The organism is Undibacterium sp. 5I1 (assembly GCF_034314085.1).
In the GTDB taxonomy this organism is placed as follows: Bacteria; Pseudomonadota; Gammaproteobacteria; order Burkholderiales; family Burkholderiaceae_D; genus Undibacterium.
Genome location: NZ_JAVIWI010000001.1, coordinates 3981569 through 3999011, shown reverse-complemented (window position 1 = coordinate 3999011; position 17443 = coordinate 3981569). Strand labels below are relative to the sequence as shown.

At 47.6% G+C, this 17443-nt stretch carries 15 protein-coding genes; 10 read left to right on the top strand and 5 right to left on the bottom strand.

The genetic code is table 11. The features are described from left to right. The first annotated feature begins 98 nt into the window (after positions 1–98). Together RGU72_RS17505 and RGU72_RS17500 are read left to right on the top strand one after the other, a co-directional pair. The gene (locus RGU72_RS17505) at positions 99–515 is read left to right on the top strand and encodes a hypothetical protein (RefSeq protein ID WP_322120960.1); all 417 of its coding nucleotides are present in this window, start codon (positions 99–101) and stop codon (positions 513–515) included. 26 nt (positions 516–541) lie between these two features. Further along, positions 542–898 carry a hypothetical protein gene (locus RGU72_RS17500; RefSeq protein ID WP_322120959.1) on the top strand — a complete coding sequence of 119 codons (357 nt, stop codon included), beginning with the start codon at positions 542–544 and terminating at the stop codon, positions 896–898. Between the two features lie 227 nt (positions 899–1125). Here RGU72_RS17500 and RGU72_RS17495 read toward each other — a convergent pair whose 3' ends face one another. The 4 genes from RGU72_RS17495 to RGU72_RS17480 form a co-directional block, all read right to left on the bottom strand. Then, the gene (locus RGU72_RS17495) at positions 1126–1344 is read right to left on the bottom strand and encodes a hypothetical protein (RefSeq protein WP_322120958.1); all 219 of its coding nucleotides are present in this window, start codon (positions 1342–1344) and stop codon (positions 1126–1128) included. A gap of 23 nt (positions 1345–1367) precedes the next feature. Next, positions 1368–1751: a DUF423 domain-containing protein gene (locus RGU72_RS17490; RefSeq protein ID WP_322120957.1), complete on the bottom strand. Its 384-nt coding sequence runs from the start codon at positions 1749–1751 to the stop codon at positions 1368–1370. 55 nt (positions 1752–1806) lie between these two features. Continuing rightward, on the bottom strand, positions 1807–3318 hold the full coding sequence (locus RGU72_RS17485; RefSeq protein WP_322120956.1) for an oligopeptide:H+ symporter: 1512 nt from the start codon (positions 3316–3318) through the stop codon (positions 1807–1809). A 486-nt stretch (positions 3319–3804) separates the two neighbouring features. Next, positions 3805–4926 carry an ABC transporter substrate-binding protein gene (locus RGU72_RS17480; RefSeq protein WP_322120955.1) on the bottom strand — a complete coding sequence of 374 codons (1122 nt, stop codon included), beginning with the start codon at positions 4924–4926 and terminating at the stop codon, positions 3805–3807. A gap of 119 nt (positions 4927–5045) precedes the next feature. Here RGU72_RS17480 and RGU72_RS17475 point away from each other — a divergent pair, with 119 nt between their 5' ends. After that, positions 5046–5177 (top strand): AbrB/MazE/SpoVT family DNA-binding domain-containing protein, encoded by a 132-nt coding sequence (locus RGU72_RS17475; RefSeq protein WP_322120954.1) that lies wholly within the window; start codon positions 5046–5048, stop codon positions 5175–5177. A 384-nt stretch (positions 5178–5561) separates the two neighbouring features. Here RGU72_RS17475 and RGU72_RS17470 read toward each other — a convergent pair whose 3' ends face one another. Further along, a complete protein-coding gene (locus RGU72_RS17470; RefSeq protein ID WP_322120953.1) occupies positions 5562–9137 on the bottom strand; it encodes an indolepyruvate ferredoxin oxidoreductase family protein in 3576 nt (1191 codons plus the stop codon). A 575-nt stretch (positions 9138–9712) separates the two neighbouring features. Here RGU72_RS17470 and RGU72_RS17465 point away from each other — a divergent pair. From RGU72_RS17465 to dksA, 7 genes are all read left to right on the top strand, one after another. Further along, positions 9713–11350 (top strand): methyl-accepting chemotaxis protein, encoded by a 1638-nt coding sequence (locus RGU72_RS17465; RefSeq protein WP_322120952.1) that lies wholly within the window; start codon positions 9713–9715, stop codon positions 11348–11350. Between the two features lie 435 nt (positions 11351–11785). Continuing rightward, positions 11786–12637, top strand: a complete 852-nt coding sequence (gene dapF / locus RGU72_RS17460; protein WP_322120951.1) for a diaminopimelate epimerase — start codon at positions 11786–11788, stop codon at positions 12635–12637. 167 nt (positions 12638–12804) lie between these two features. Then, positions 12805–13470, top strand: a complete 666-nt coding sequence (locus RGU72_RS17455) for a DUF484 family protein (protein WP_322120950.1) — start codon at positions 12805–12807, stop codon at positions 13468–13470. Positions 13471–13726: 256 nt separating this feature from the next. Further along, positions 13727–14653, top strand: coding sequence for a tyrosine recombinase XerC (xerC, locus tag RGU72_RS17450; protein WP_322120949.1), 927 nt, complete (start codon positions 13727–13729; stop codon positions 14651–14653). 548 nt (positions 14654–15201) lie between these two features. Beyond that, on the top strand, positions 15202–15735 hold the full coding sequence (locus RGU72_RS17445; RefSeq protein WP_322120948.1) for a Fur family transcriptional regulator: 534 nt from the start codon (positions 15202–15204) through the stop codon (positions 15733–15735). Between the two features lie 23 nt (positions 15736–15758). Further along, entirely contained in the window at positions 15759–16817 is a 1059-nt protein-coding gene (locus tag RGU72_RS17440) for a GTP-binding protein (RefSeq protein WP_322120947.1), read from the top strand. A 219-nt stretch (positions 16818–17036) separates the two neighbouring features. Further along, complete coding sequence (gene dksA, locus RGU72_RS17435) at positions 17037–17441, top strand: RNA polymerase-binding protein DksA (RefSeq protein WP_322121674.1); 405 nt, start codon at positions 17037–17039, stop codon at positions 17439–17441. Positions 17442–17443: the final 2 nt, after the last annotated feature.

Here is a 17443-nt window from a genome sequence, read left to right as displayed (position 1 = left end):
AGAAGTGTTAATAGCCTTAGTCTTACCAAATAATGCTAGAGTTAAACAACATGAAATAGTACGATTTGCTTCTCTTAGTTCTCCTCATCAGCCCACTCATGGAATTAATAACAGAGATCATCGTTCAAATCTCCATATGGATGATTCAATTTTTCGGAGAACTAATACTTCAGGCGATTGGTGAATTGATCTTTGAACTGATTGGCCATAGCATCAAAAAAACTTTTCCTCGATTTCAGCCAATACGCCCTCTGCTTACTACCATCATCTATTTAATTTTAGGTGCTGTCGCAGGAGTAATAAGCTTGTGGTTTTTGCCTACACTTTTCATTTCTGAGCACTGGCTTCGTATCGTCAATCTTATACTTACCCCAATCGCGTCAGGAATTTTGATGTCCTTGATTGGCAACTGGCGTCGGAGTCATAATCAAGAACTTATTCAACTCAACAGCTTTTCGTATGGGGTCTGTTTTGCGCTGTCGATGGCTATTGTTCGGTTTATTTGGGCGAACTAATCGTATCTACATTCACACTAAATATCATGGGCACTAAAAATCTAATTCGTATTCTAAACTTGTCAACCGACACTACAACTATATCAATTGAATCATCATTTTTTCCAAATCAAAAACCAAAAATCCACTTGGTATGCTTGAAATCTAATGAAGCTCAAGAATTTGCAAAAGGGTTAGCCGCTCGGCCATTTGGATCTAACAAAATACATATAGTTTTTTTAAATTCGCTGACAAGTAATGGCACGAAACAGATTTGTACTATATTTATTTGTTCGGAAGGTAGTCGTCATCGTCAAAAAATTGAAATTTGCGCCGATACTTATGAATATCTGAAACGCATCTTAGATAGCAACATTATTTCTGACGGCTTTGTTGATGATTAATTGAATGTTCAAACCTGCCCAAGCTCGATTGACATCGCATAAATTTTCCCATGTCAGCGTTTCACATAATCACAATTTAGCCAACAAACAATCGCTGCTCAATTACTCACAAACCTATCGTTACTAACTAACGCACGCTATCAAACAAAATCAATCGGTACGATTACGCTGCGCCAATCGTACCTACATTCGTACACTTTTTAAGTGATTCTAAGCATTTAGCAGAATCACTTCTCAAGCTGACTAGCGCTCACGCCATCAATCACCTGACGTTGTGCATCGGCTGCTTTTTGTAGCGTCTGCTCTACCTCTTTAGCCTTTTGTAATTGCTCGCGCTGTGGCTCGGCGATTTTGAATAGTGGCGGCTCTGAGGAGATCGCTGGCTCTGGTTTTTTGCCACATGCACTGAGCAAAGTGAGTACTGATAAAACGATGATGGCGCGCATGATGTGTTTCCTTTTATCTGTAATCAAACTGATTTGGTATCGCGATACGCCGCCCATGCGAGCATTGCCCAGGCGAGTAAAAATGCCAGTCCGCCAAATGGCGTGATCGCACCTAACCAGCGTGTTCCACTGACTGCCAGCAAATACAAACTACCGCTAAAAACCACAATCCCGATCAGCATCGCAGTGGCAGAACGCGCTAGCCAGATGGAATGCAAACGCGGCATCAGCAAAGCGATACCAAACAAGCCAAGTGCATGGCTAGTCTGGTAAGTCGCTGCGGTTTGCCAGACTGCTAGCATCTCTGCGCTGAGTATCGCCTTTAATCCATGCGCACCAAATGCGCCCGCGGCGACGGCGATGAACATATTGATGGCGGCGATCATGATGAGACGGCGTGATGTCATACCTTACTCTCTGCGATGTGTTGACTACAACAATAAGCGAATCTAGTTGTTCATTTTAAATAATGGGTGCTTCGCTTGGTACGACTGTAGGCATCGCCACATCGATCTTCTCCGCGCCGTTGGTAATCAATTTACGTAATACCGGTATCAGCAGAACCAGCACGACACCGACCCCAACCGCGCCCCAACCTAGATTGGAAAAAATTTGGTAGTAGGTTGGATTGGTGGAGGCTGCCATGCCGCTTGCCGCTTCGGGGATCAGTCCAGAGAAATAACTGGAGAAAATGGATGCAGTGCCAGTGACCAGCATCCAGGTACCCATCATTACACCTTGATATTGCGTTGGTGCCAGACGACCGATCATGGCATAACCAATCGGTGAAATCAGCAATTCGCCGGCGCTTTGCAGCAGATAACTGATGAATATCCATTTGAAGGCGACAAGGCCATTGGCAGCTGCCAATGTGATGCCTACGGGCAGAACTAAAAATCCTAATCCGATCAATACTAAGGCGGCGGCAAACTGCCTAGGAATGTCGATATTCCAACCCTTTTTACGCAAAGAACTAAACAGCATTGCCATCAGAGGTCCGCCAACCATGATGGTAAAACTATTGATATTTTGTATCCACTGTGGCGCGACTTCAAAGCCCCAGACCATGCGATCCACATTATTATCCGCAAACAATTGCAAACCCGTCGGAGCCATTTGATACAAAGTCCAAAAGACTAAAGAGCCTACAGCGAGGATTAAATACGCGCACATATTTCTGCGCTCTCTAGGGTCTTTGTGAATCATAGTGAGGCAAATTAAAACCAGGGCAATCACGGCACTAATTGCCAATACGACATAGCCACTGACCTCAGCATGATGCAACATAAAATAAATCAGTGGCACCAGTCCAAATAAGACCAGTAAACCAACGGATAAACGCAATTTAAATTCATTCGGTCCTGCTTGTAGCAGAGGCGTATTCAAGTCCGATAGCTTCTTCCAGTTAAATGCAGCAAGCACGATCGCCATAAAGTTACCAATGGTGGCGAAGATAAACAAACTGGCGTAATCCTGTTGTAATTGATAAGCACCTGCCGCTGCAAAGCCGATAGTAAAACCCAAATTCATCCCGGCGTAATTCCAGAGGAACGCGCTTTCGCGGCGGTCGTCTTCTGGCTTAAATCGTTGTGTGAGCATCAGATTTAAACAAGTGACGTTTAAGCCACTGCCGGTCAGGAAGAAAGCTAAACCCCAGTACAGTTGCTGCACTGTGCCGCCAGAAATCAAACCGCAACCGATGACCTGCAAGAGCATACCGCCGACAAACAAGTTGCGATTGCTGATAAAGCGGCCACCCAGATAACCACCAAATAAATGTAAGCCGTAATTAAAAGCACCAAATACACCCATAATCGCGGTGGCCTCTTTCACGCTGAAATTCAATTTTTTAGTTGCATATAACACGAGCGTTGAATACAAAACGGCAAAACCCAAGGTCGCGAATATTTGAATAAAAAACAATGCGCCTGCGCCCTCTGGAATGGCAGCTGATTTTTGTTTTTGTGTTGACAAGGTGGTCTCCTATCGGGTGTATGTTTATTGTAGCTAAGCAGACTCGTGGCATGCTTAGTCATTAATCGCTCACTCTTTTTAATTGCCAATGCAGCAAAAAATATTGTGTTGAACGTGTTTTATCAAATAGAGAATTGATCACATTGATGATGTGGAACAAAACTGGCTGGGGAGCATTGTAAATCCAATTGCAGCCCAGTTGGAAAATGGCAAGAAAGCTTGAATCCTGCGCTGATGATGCGGGAGGAGAATGAGATAAAACGAAGCAGAAGTACCGGAACAGTCGTCATTCCAGCGAAGGCTGGAATCCAGTGGTATGCGACTTTGCAGTCACCAGATCCCTGCCTTGGCATGGTTACTGGGGTGATGACTCAATTTTTTAGTAATAGTGATGAAAAATCCTGATGCATTTGCATGGTCTGACTTAAAACCAGATTTGTCATTAAACCGAGATCATTTTGCAGAAATGCCGATGCTATGCGCTGCTCAAAATAACAAACCGCCACCTTTGCGGAACAAGGCGATATCTACATAGCCAGACATATGACGACTAGGGTCGTCCGGCGTAACGCTGATGCCACCCAGATCGAGCGTATGTTTTTGCGCCGCTAACAGCTGCAAACCATCGCGACCGGATTTAGACATAGCAATTGCTTTTGCCAGAGTCTTAGCGACGATAAATCCCTCTAGCGTCAACGAAGACAAATCCTCATCCCGGAACTTTTTCATCATCGCACTATGGTCAATCTGGACGATAGTCTTTTTGCCCAGAGGATTGGGAACGACTTGCGAAAATACTGTCCACTCCAAGGCACCACGCCCTGCTACTTCAGCCAAGGTTTCTAAATTAATTAGGGACATTCCTGCGACAAATGTTTTATCCGCGCGCTTACGGAACTGTTTTAAAAACAAGCCTGTCCCAACAGTGTCCGACACAACGATCACGATGCCTGGATTTTTAGCGGCCAGCGCGGTTGCTTCTTTTTCGTTTTCTACGGGTGAATTAGAGATACGTGCGACGCCGCTTAAGATCATTTTGCGCTTACCGACTTCGGCCACTACGTATTGGTACATTTCCTGATTGAGCTCCGACTCCTGATACGCAATCCCAACGCTTTTGATGCCTAATTTATCAAAATAAGAAAAGATATATTGCATCTCTTGTTCTGGACTAGGGCGCCAGAAGACGACGCGGGAATTGTAGTCTTTAACAGAGCTAACCAAAGGCGCAAATAGCGTCAGTGCACTTTGTTTAAACGCCGGAGAAGCAACGACTGCATTGGTAACCGACAGACCAATTCCACCTAACAAATAATCTACTTTATCTTTACCGATCAGCTCAGTAACTGCTTTTGCAGAAGCAGCAGCATCGCCCTGATCATCACGCACCAGATATTTAATCCGGCGTCCATTGAGACCACCAGCAACATTCAGGCTATCAAAGTAAGTCGTAATACCTGCCACATAATCACGCCCGATACTGCCATTGGGGCCAGACAGGTCAATCACCTGCCCAACGATAATCGCATTATCCACAGCAAAAACGGAACTAAAAAAAGTGAGGGAAAGAAAAATAGCAGCCAGTACAGACTTGGTGAAAGAAATCATTAATGAGTAACCATATCTTATTGCGATGCAACAAGTCTGACAGTAGATTGTGACGATGGGATGACTGAGGCTTGTTGCTAGCGATAGCATCCGGTAAGGTTCTACGACTTACTTAAAAGATGAAGGCAGATCTGGATACCGTCAAACTACCTAGCAAAGGGCAAATCATTATTCCTAAAGCGATACGGGACGATCTCCATCTGCCGCCGGGGTACCGAGTTTGTGATCAGCGCGACGGCGACAGGATTTAAAACTTTTGATAAAGCGTTTGTGAAATGCGCTAAAAGCTTAGATGTACATCCTGCTGTTAGACTGGGGTAAGACTTTTTTGCGTAAGCCCTATTAGGCTTGGACTACCCCATCTACCGCATCTACCTTAGCAAGCTTAATCATAAGTCTATCAATTTATACCGACACTGCGCATGCATGACTCACAACTTATTAACAAATACTTCAGTATATACTCCCCAAATGTATATTTTATATGCCCTTATAATATTTGGACAATTAGATGTTTTTTATAAAAATAATTGGGAGTATATTGAAATTACGATTACCACGGGCATTGTAGTGACAAAAAAATGACCGGTCAGACCGGTCATTTTTGATATTACCCTAACCTATCCTCTACAGCATCAAGCCGCCTTTTGTGCCTGACTTGGGGTAGAAAACTCGGCGATCAAGCTTGCTTCTTTGGCTTTTGCCGCTTCAAAATGACGTTCTTTGACGTGACCATAACCGCGGATATCTTCTGGGATGCTGGCAATCGCTACTGCTTTCGGCAAATTATCCTTGGTCAATTGCCCTAATAATTTGCTGACTGTGGCTTTGTACTCGACTGGCAGAGCGCGTTCCATCTTGCGTTCTGCGGTGTAGCCGAATATATCAAACGCGCCGCCGCGCAGGGATTTGAGCTTGGCCAAGATGCCAAAACCTTTCATCATCCACGGGCCAAACTGCTGCTTGATCAAATGACCTTTGTCATCTTTTTTAGCTAGCAAGGGTGGCGCTAAATGGAAGTTGATTTTGTAGTCGCCCTCAAACATGCCGGCGATTTTTTGCTGGAATTTGCCATTGGTGTACAGACGGGCGACTTCGTATTCATCTTTGTATGCCATCAGTTTGAACAGATATTTAGCGACCGCTTCCGTCAGACGTAATGGCTTGCCATCAGCGATGCTAGTTTCGGCAGCTTTGACTTTGTTCACAAATTCGCTGTACTGCAAAGCATAGGCAGCGTCTTGATACTCCGTGAGGAACGTAATACGTTTGCTGATGGTGTCATCTAAAGTTGGTGCACGTTTCAGCTCAATCACTTGCGCTGGCGTGACCAGTTTTTTGACCGCCGCCAGATCATGTGCCGCGACGCGACCCCAGTTAAAAGCTTGTTTGTTGAAGTCGATTGCCACTGCATTCAATTCCAACGCACGCATCAGCGCGGCTTGGGTCAAAGGTACCCAGCCTTTTTGCCAGGCATAGCCGAGCATAAACATATTGGAGGCGATGTTATCGCCCATCAGCGTGGTTGCGATGTGGGACGCATCGATCATGTCTACACGGTCGCTGCCACAGGCTTTGCCAATTTCCGCCTCGGCGGCTTCCACTGGAAATTGCCAGTCTGGATTTTTGATAAAGGTCGATGTCGGCGATACGGAAGAATTGACCACGGCACGGGTACGGCCCTCGCCCATGCGTGACAGTGCATCGCGACTCGCCGTCACGATTTCATCGCAACCAATGACGACGTCAGCCATACCTGTACCGACGCGAGTGGAATGCAGATCGTCGGCATTGTCTGCCAAGCGCACATGCGACATCACCGCGCCGCCTTTTTGTGCCAGGCCAGTAATATCCAATACCGAGCAAGCTTTACCTTCCAGATGCGCGGCCATCGCCATGACCTGACCGATGGTAATCACGCCGGTGCCGCCGATACCAGTCACCAAGACATTCAGTGGCTCGGTAGTGGCAGGTAAAACTGGATCAGGTAAGCTTGCCACATCCAGCGCCGTGCCCTGCTCTACTTTGGCTTTGGCAGGCTTTTTCAGCTTGCCGCCTTCGACCGTGACAAAACTTGGGCAGAAACCATTCACACAAGAAAAATCTTTGTTGCAGGAGGACTGATTGATCTGACGCTTACGACCAAATTCGGTCTCTAATGGCTCGACAGAAAGGCAGTTGGACTGCACGGAGCAATCGCCGCAACCTTCGCAGACAGCCTCATTGATCACAGCACGTTTGGCTGGATCAGGGAAGCCAGGTTTGCCATCTTTATCAAATTTTTTCCGGCGGCGACGTTTTTCTGAGGCGCAGGTTTGATCATAAATCATGGCGGAAGTACCAATGACTTCGCGCAGTTCGCGCTGGACGGCATCCAGTTCGCTACGATGACGCACAGTGACGCCGGGCGCCCAGTTGTAATCGGCTGGATATTTTTCCGGTTCATCGGTCACAACGATAATCGGGGTGACACCTTCAGCGGCGATCTGGCGTGAAATCATGCCAGGATCGAGCGGGCCGTCAAACTCCTGACCACCGGTCATGGCAACCGCGTCATTGAACAAAATTTTGTAGGTAATATTGACCTTACCGGCTACCGCAGCACGGATCGCCAGCAGACCGGAGTGGAAATACGTACCGTCACCCAGATTGCTAAACACATGCTTCTCAGTTGTGAATGGTGATTGCCCAACCCAAGTCACACCCTCGCCACCCATATGGCTGAAGACGGTGGATTCGCGGTTCATCCAGGTCACCATGTAATGGCAACCGATACCAGCTAATGCACGGCTGCCTTCAGGCAGTTTGGTCGAGGTATTGTGCGGACAACCTGAGCAAAAATGCGGCACACGATCTTTGTTAGGATCGGGCTTGGCAGCGATATTTAAAGCTGCTTCTTTGGCTTCCAGATACGCTACACGCTCTTTCACACGTTGTTCTACCGGATGGCCAGAGAAGTATTTAGTAATACGCGATGCAATTGCACGGGCGATTTGTGCCGGGCTTAATTCGTAGGTCGCTGGCAGCAACCAATCACCATGACCGGCGTGATCCAGATCACTCCATTCGCCGGTGTCGTCGAACTTACCGACGACGCGCGGACGGACATCATCTTGCCAGTTGTAGAGCTCTTCTTTGATCGCGTATTCCAGAATCTGACGCTTCTCTTCCACGACCAGAATCTCATCCAGACCTGTCGCAAACTCACGCACACCCTGGGATTCCAGCGGCCAAGTCATACCGATTTTGTATAAACGAATACCGATGTCGGCAGCAGCCTGCTCATCAATCCCCAGATCGGCCAATGCCTGACGTGTATCTAAATAAGACTTACCGGCGGTGATAATCCCGACCTTGGCACGTGGACTATCCCAGATAATTTGATTGAGTTTATTGGCACGCGCATAGGCTAAGGCGCCGTACCATTTATAGTTGATCATGCGCGTTTCTTGCGCTAATACTGGATCGGGAGTACGGATGCTGATGCCATCGGCCGGCATCTGGAAATCGCTAGGGATAATCGGCTTGATGCGATCAGGATCGATATCGACGGAAGCGCCGGATTCGACCACTTCGGTCACACATTTCATCGATACCCACAAACCTGTGTAACGAGACAGCGCAATACCATGCAAGCCGTAATCTAAATACTCTTGTACCGAGGACGGGTACAGCACCGGAATACCGCAGGCTTTTAAAATATGTTCGGACTGATGCGCAGCGGTAGAAGACTTCGCGGCATGATCATCACCCGCGATGACCAGTACACCACCATGTTTGGACGTGCCTGCCAGATTCGCATGTTTAAACACGTCGCCACAACGATCGACGCCTGGACCTTTGCCGTACCACATCGCAAATACGCCATCATATTTAGCGCCTGGGAATAAATTGACTTGCTGCGTACCCCAGACCGAGGTTGCGGCTAAATCTTCATTCACGCCAGGATGAAATTTGACATGCGCTTTTTCTAAATGTTTTTTAGCTTTGGCGGCAGTCAGATCGACGTTGCCTAGCGGTGAGCCGCGATAGCCTGTGATGTAGCCAGCGGTGTTAAGTCCGGCTTTTTCATCGGCCTGACGTTGCAGCATCATCAAGCGGATGAGCGCTTGCGTGCCAGTCATAAAAGCGCGGCCGCGCTCTAGGGTAAATTTGTCGTCCAGCGTGATGTCATTGTCGATCAACGTCTGTGACTTGATGGGTGCGTTCATGGGGTCTCCGTGCTTTTCACCAGGCGAGGGTATCGCCTTAAATCGAATCGAAAGAATCACCTTGTGAGTGAATCATATACTTTTTATCCCACCTTTAAACCAAAATACAGGAACAGCACACACTCATACAACGCAGTGCTAGTTCGCAGTGATCGTTTTAACTCGTTTGATCTCGTTTGATCTAAGGATGGATTACGATGCCTCGCACACTAACATGGTGTACTGCCCGTCTCAATGGACAGTACAGCACAAAAAGACCAGTACAGTATGACTGACAGATGAAGGAAGTGTACTGGTTTTTGTATGTCATCTCAACCAAACCAAAATTAAACCAAAATTAAACCAAAACGAAATCCCGCTAAGCCGCGCCCCGGCGTACCGATGAGGTCGCGCTTGATAAAGTCGCTTTAAAACTAGCACGCAGCTTTGCTACTACCGTCCCACAAAATTCAATACGGATACGGGAATCGATTAAATCAGCTTAAAAATCTGCGACAATGATTTTGAACTGGATTGACCGCAAGAAAATCATTGAAACGAATTAGCTCACACTACAACCTTTTAAAGAGGACAGCATGGCAACTCTCCAACAGCTTGTCAGTCGCTTTATGGCTCCGTCTAGCCTGATCATGGGCAAGTTCAGTTTGCGCGCCAAATTATTGTGTATGGCAGCTATATTTGTATTGCCGATGTTGCTTCTGAGCGTCAATATCATTTCTAATTATCAGCAAGAACTTCAAAGCGTAGTGGCAGATAGCCAAGTCGCCTCACGAGCTATTCAAACCAGCCAGATCGAACAGAACAAAGCGACCAACATACTTGAGCGCACAGAGAACTTGCGCTTTAAACGTAACGCCGCTGCCGTAATCGCGCTGATCCTGTTGTCACTGGTCGCGTATTTGTTTTATGGCTTTTATCATTCGTTTTTGCAGGGATTAGCTGCCGTCACCCTCGCCGCCAAATCAGGTGCCTCGGGCGATCTGACGACACAAGTGATCGTCATTGGAAAAGATGAGTTAGCCACCACGGGGCAAACTTTAGAGACGATGAATTACAACTTGTCGGCACTGGTCGCTAATGTAAGAACCAATTCCAGCATGGTGTCCCAACTGGGTCATCAACTGGCGACTGGCATCAGCGACTTATCCACTCGCACGGAGCAGCAGGCATCCAGCTTGGAACAAACCTCTGCCAGCGTAGAAGACCTGGCAGAAACCGTACAAAAAAATGCCGCCAGCGCCAGATCGGTGGATACTCTTGCCGCCAATGTCCGTCTGATTGCAGAATCGGGTAGCAGCACCATGAGCGCAGCGGTCGAATCTATGAATGGCATCCAAACCAGTGCGTTGAAGATGCAAGAAATCGTCAGCCTGATTGATACCATCGCCTTCCAGACCAATATTCTCGCTCTTAACGCGGCGGTTGAGGCGGCACGCGCAGGCGAACAAGGGCGTGGCTTTGCGGTAGTCGCGGCCGAAGTGCGCAATCTGGCGCAACGCAGTGCAGGCTCGGCCAAAGAGATCAAATTGCTGATTGATGATTCCGTCAATCGGGTTAAAACCGGTGTCTCGCAGATTAACGAGGTCAACACCACGCTGGCCGATATTGTGGATGGCATCCGTAATCTGGCAGGCAATATCAACTCCATTTCTACCGCTTCAGAAGAACAAAGCAATGGCTTGGCACAAATCTCAGAGGCGATACGCCATCTGGATGAGATCACCCAAAGTAATGGTCAGATGGCAGAAGAAGCCAAAAATGCGTCCATCAATCTGGAAGATCGGGCTACCGCCTTATCGAAAGCGGTGTCCTCATTCAAACTGCGGCAAGGCACGGCAGATGAAGCATATGCCTTGGTTAAAAAGGCGGTGGCGCTTTACCAAAACAGCGGTAAGGCTGCGCTGCAGCTCATTACCGCCGATAAAAATCACCAATTTGCCGACCGCGACATGTACGTATTTGCCTTTGACCGTAGCGGCCAATACATAGCCTTTGCCGGGAATTCGTCTAAATTACAAGTCAATCTGCTACAAGTCACCGGATTGGATGGTCGCAAATTAGTTGCTGACGCCTTCGCAATCCCGCGCAGCGGCGGCTGGGTTGATTACACGATTTTGAACCCGAATACAAAGAATGTGGATACGAAAACATCGTACATCGTGCCGGTTTCCAAAGATGTCGTACTAGGTTGCGGCGTGTATAAAATTGTCTAAGATTGCCTGAAATTACCTTAGATTGCTGGCGACTGCATCAGTAGCGATCACTGATTTGGCTAACTTATGCCGGGAAAAATCTCGTGCATCAGCGTTAAAAATGTTGCTGCCATGTTATGAAACTTGATCAAGAATATCCATCGGCAATTTATAAAAGATTTACGCCAGTCAACATACTCCCCTCATTTTTTTCTATTTATGGCATAAAGACCAATTAACTCATGGACACTCTATATATACTAATATGGAGTATGCTGATTCATGTTAATCACTGCAGCCAAATATTTAAGCCCAATATCAGACCAACACAGACCAATATCAGACGCAGAAATTGTCCCTTTGCACTGCGGTTGATGGGCGAGTCACGGCTAAAGTGGCAGCAGCAAATCCCTGCATCAGCGCTAGAACCAACATCAAGCAAGTTATAATAAAACGATGAAACTCAAATTCACCAAAATGCATGGCGCAGGTAACGACTTTGTTGTGATTGACGCCATCAATCAAGCTATTTCTTTTACGCCAGCGCAGTGGAAATTGCTGGCTGATCGCCGCTTTGGTGTTGGTGCCGATCAAATCCTAGTAGTCGAACGCTCTGACACCGCAGGGATTGATTTCCGTTACCGTATTTATAACGCTGATGGCGGCGAAGTCGAGCAATGCGGCAATGGCTCACGCGCTTTTGTGCGTTTTGTGATCGACAAAAAACTGACCTCTAACTCTGCCATCAAAGTAGAAACCATGTCGGGCATTATTGAGCCGCGCTTAGAGGCTGACGGTCGTATTACCGTCAACATGGGCGCACCGATACTTGATACAGTTGCCGTACCATTTGATGCCGCCGGACTGAACGCGATACCCCAAGGACACGACTCACTCTGGCCTTTATTGATCAATGGCAAAGCAGCGCTGTTCTCAGTCGTCTCTATGGGCAATCCGCATGCAGTGCAAGTGGTGGACGATACTGGCACCGCTGCGGTCGCTCTTGACGGCCCCGTGATTGAGCATCACCCGCGCTTCCCTAAACGGGTGAATGCTGGTTTTATGCAAGTGCTAGATGCCCAGCATATTCGTCTGCGCGTATTTGAGCGCGGCGCTGGCGAGACTCTGGCCTGCGGCACTGGTGCCTGCGCGGCAGCAGTCGCTGGTATACGCCGTGGTTTGCTGACATCGCCTGTCCGTGTCAGTATGCAGGGCGGCGAGCTGTCAATTGCCTGGCAAGGTGAAGGCCAGCCAGTATTTTTAAGCGGTCCGGCAGTCACTGTGTACGAAGGTGAAATTGATATTTAAGACATGCACATAGCATTGAGTTGTAAGGTAGTTGCCAATGTAGTTGCGAACGTATTTACCAATGTAGTTGCGGCAGTCAGTACCACCAAAACCCTGCAGTCATCTTTGCATCATTTTTTGCATAAAATTATGCAAATTCGCTACCGAACATTTATAAAGTTTTAAGCATGAACTCCACCGACATTGCCACCTACCTCATCAGCCATCCGCACTTTTTTGAAGAGCATGCCGAGCTTCTGTCCAGCGTTAAACTGACCAGCCCGGTACTCGGGCGCACCATCTCGCTGCAAGAGCGGCAAATGGAAGTCGTGCGTGAAAAATATAAAGTGCTTGAATTGCGCATGGCAGAGTTAATGCGCATCGCTCAAGAAAACGATGCGATCACGTCCAAGTTTCAGACATGGACGCGCTCTTTACTATTGGCGCGTAACGACGTCGAACTCCCGTATGTGCTGACACAAGGCTTGCAAGATATTTTCTCTTTGCCCTACGCAACGCTGCGCTTATGGCAAGTCGCTGAAGACTTTTCGCATACTTGGTTTGCCAAAGAGGTCAGTGAGGATGCTCAATTATTTTCAAAAGGCTTGAGCACACCTTTCTGCGGAAAAAATTTGGATTTTGAAGCATCAACCTGGATAGAAACAGATGAGAAAATTGCATCCGTCGCGATGCTGCCTTTACGGATTTCGCTAGGAGCCGGATCACCGAATACCTTTGGCTTGCTGGTACTTGGCTCTCCCGACCCAGCTCGTTTTACCAAAGAAATGGCGACCGATTTTTTAGTCAAAATTGCCGATACCAGCAGCGCTGCACTGAGCTGTCTGATTGATTAATTAGTTTAGGACTGACGAAAAAACCAAAACCCCTGACCACAGAGGCGCAGAGATACAGAGGAACAACAAAGCAAGAGAAAGGCAGGTTTTCGCTGTTGTCGTGATTTTCTCGGTATTTACTCTTTCTCTGTGCCTCTGTGTTGAGAGGTCTTGACGTCTTATCCCTAGCTTTCTGGTGACATGTGCATATCCACAAAAAACTATCCGTTTTTGCGTAAGTCCTAATCTTAAAACTGCTCACTAAGAATGCAACATCATGTCCACTGAAGCGCAACAAAACCGCATTACAGACTATCTGGAGATGTTGCGGTCGCAGCGGCAGTTGTCATCTCATTCGGTGGAAAGTTACCGGCTAGATTTAGCCGAGTTGCTCAAGTTTGCCGGTGAGAGTGATTTGACTGACATATCGCATCATCAAATCCGGCGCTTTACATCGCAACTGCATGCGCAAGATTTAAATCCACGTTCGATTGCGCGCAAACTGTCTTGCTGGCGCGGCTTTTATCGCTGGCTGGCAGAGCAAACTACGATGATTGCCAATCCGGTGGATGGCATCAAACCACCGAAAAAAAGTAAATCCTTACCAAAAGCCTTGGGTACCGATGATGCGGTGCGTCTGGTATCGCAACATCGCTCAGATACGGCGACGCAAGCGGCTAACCGTGCCATGTTTGAATTACTCTATTCCAGTGGATTGAGGGTGTCAGAACTGGTGGCGCTAGACGCTCTGCAATCTCATCAAAAAGAACATAGCTCACAAGGCTGGGTAGACATGCAGCAGGCAGAAGTCCATGTCACCGGTAAAGGCAATAAACAAAGAATAGTGCCAGTCGGTCGCCCGGCGCTGGAGGCAATCAAAACCTGGCTGGCAATTCGTCCTACCCTGCTGAAAGCCGATCCGCATCCGCTATTTTTAAGCGAGCGCGGTAGCCGGATTTCTGTGCGGCTGGTGCAATTACGCATTAAAGCCCATGCACAATCCTTGGGCATTCCAGCCGATGTCAGCCCGCACGTCATGCGCCATTCTTTCGCCTCGCATGTGCTGCAATCCTCCGGCGACCTGCGAGCCGTGCAAGAAATGTTGGGCCATAGTTCCATCGCCGCCACTCAGATTTACACCTCGCTGGATTTCCAGCATCTGGCAAAAGTTTATGATCAGGCACATCCGCGGGCAAAAAAATAAGCGGCATTTAGCCGTTATTATTTAGCCCTCGCTGACTAGCTTGCCATTCATTAAATTAATATACTCCCCATCATTTTTTATAAATAGCCCTTGAAGACCAAGGAATATATGGACAATAAAATATACTGAATAGGAGTATATTTTATTATCCATAAAGCTTACGCAAAAAAACGAAAAGCAACTTGTGGCCGTTCACATAGGACCAGATGGCTGGATATAAACATCAAGACCCCTCACCACAGTGGCGCAGAGACACCGAGAAAATCAGGAGCACAACGAAAACCTGCCTTTCTCTTTCTTTGTTATTCCTCTGTGTCTTTGTGTCTCTGTGCCTCTGTGGTGAGAGGTTTTAGTTTTTGCGTAAGCTGTAATGTAATTAGATAGCGACTACTCCACTTAGCAAAACCAAAATTTCATCCAGCTTTACATCTCCATATTTGCAACTGAATTGCATTTTCAGGCATAATCTGGCATCGCGTTTCTGACATCTATTTCAATCGAGATTTGACCCGCACACTCAGCTCACTCATTTCACAATCAGTCCGCCCATGAAATCCACATCATCTAGCCAGCCAATTTCTGCCAGCATGCCACCGGATCAAGGTCGTGCGCTGGCCGAAACGATGTTGCGCCAAGCCGCCATCCGCGTGACGGATGCGCGCCTGAGTGTATTGACAGTATTGCTAGACACCAGACGTGCGCTATCGCATCAAGAGGCGCAAGATGCCTTGCCCGACATGGACAGAGTTACGCTATACCGCGCTTTGGATTGCCTGACTGATGCCGGTCTGGCGCATAAAATTGCCGGTGACGACAGAATATTTCGCTACAACACGGGGAGCGATCATCAGCCGCACATGGTTGCCAGCGGCATTCAACATCAGCATGGTCATTTCAAATGCACTCGCTGTGCCAAAGTGTTTTGCCTGGATGAAGAACAGCATTGCACCAATCAGGCACATCACCATCCCTCACTGCAAGACCAATTGCAAGTGACCCTGCAAGCGACGCTGGGTAAAGGTTTTCAAAATCACGATATAGAACTGACCATCAAAGGTTGGTGCGCAGACTGCGCGACATAAAATTGACTAAGGACTTGATTGATATGGCTTTAATCCCGACGACTATCCTGACCGGCTTTTTAGGTTCAGGGAAAACCACGCTGCTGAATCGTATTCTGCAAGAGAATCACGGCCATAAAATTGCCGTCATCGAAAATGAATTCGGTCAGGAAAACATTGACAATGAAATCCTCGTCCATAACAGCAATGAGCAAATTATCGAGATGAACAACGGCTGCATCTGTTGCACCGTGCGTGGCGATCTGATCGTCGCACTAAGTAATCTGATCCAGCAAAAGAACGAAGGCAAGCTCAATTTCGATCGTTTGATTATCGAAACTACCGGTCTGGCAAATCCCGGTCCGGTAGCGCAAACTTTTTTTGTCGATGAAGAAGTCGGCAGCTACTACATGCTGGATGCCGTGGTCACCATGGTGGATGCACGTCACGCCATGCAACAATTAAATGAGCATGAAGAAGCGCAACGGCAAGTCGGTTTTGCCGACAAAATTATCCTGTCTAAAACCGATCTGGTCGATGCTGAACAAGTTAGTGAGCTACGTCAGCGCCTGGTGCGTATGAATCCGCGCGCGACCATCAGCACTGCCGACTTTGGCCAGGTGGCAATCAGCAAGGTGCTGGATTTAAAAGGCTTTAACCTGAATGCCAAACTAGAACTTGATCCAGATTTTTTACAGGCAGAACAAGAAGAAGAGCACGTACACGACGAGCATTGCGGGCATGATCATGCAGATCATCAGCACAATCATCACAACGAACACAACCACCATCATGCGCGCCACTCGGACGACATCGCCGCCTTCATGTTTAAAAGTGATCGTCCGTTTAACACCGGCAAACTCGACGAGTTTTTGGGCGGGCTGGTACAAGTCTTCGGACCACGCATGTTGCGCTACAAAGGCGTGTTGTTAATGGATGGTGCAGACCGCAAGGTGATTTTCCAAGGTGTGCATCAAATTATGGGCACAGATGTCGGCGCTAAGTGGGGCGATGATGAGTTGCGTGAGAGTAAGATGGTGTTTATTGGCAAAAATCTGCCCAAAGACGTATTTATTGATGGTTTAAGACTATGTTTGGTATAAACTAGCGGGTTACTGAATGGGGCGAACTAATTGAAGCGCCCAAGCAAAGCAACGACAGACTTCATACGGATGTCATTTACTTTGCCAGTAAGGGGAGGATAATAGCGGCCTGAATGCAATATTGTGCTATTTCTTATGTATTAACCCGTCGTATCGAAAGTAAGCGAAGTGGCAACTAAATCACCTAAATCGACTGTTACAGTCAGCGCACCAGCAGCTCTGCTCACTGAGGAAGAACTTCTCAAGATGGGCGAGAAAGACTATATGAACGCTGCACAACTGGCTTTTTTCAAAGCCCGTTTGCAACAGCTAGAAAAGGATTTGCTTAAAAACGCCGACGAAACCACAGAGCACCTGCGTGAAACTGTGTTGGTACCTGATCCGGCAGATCGCGCCACGATCGAAGAAGAACATGCCCTGGAACTACGCACCCGCGACCGTGAACGCAAACTGCTGAAAAAAGTACAGCAGTCTATCGCCAGTATTGATGAAGGCGAATACGGATGGTGCGAAGAAACTGGCGAAGCGATTGGCGTACCACGCCTGCTGGCACGTCCAACGGCAACATTGTCGTTAGAAGCGCAGCAACGACGTGAAATGAAACAAAAGCTGTACGGCGATTAAGC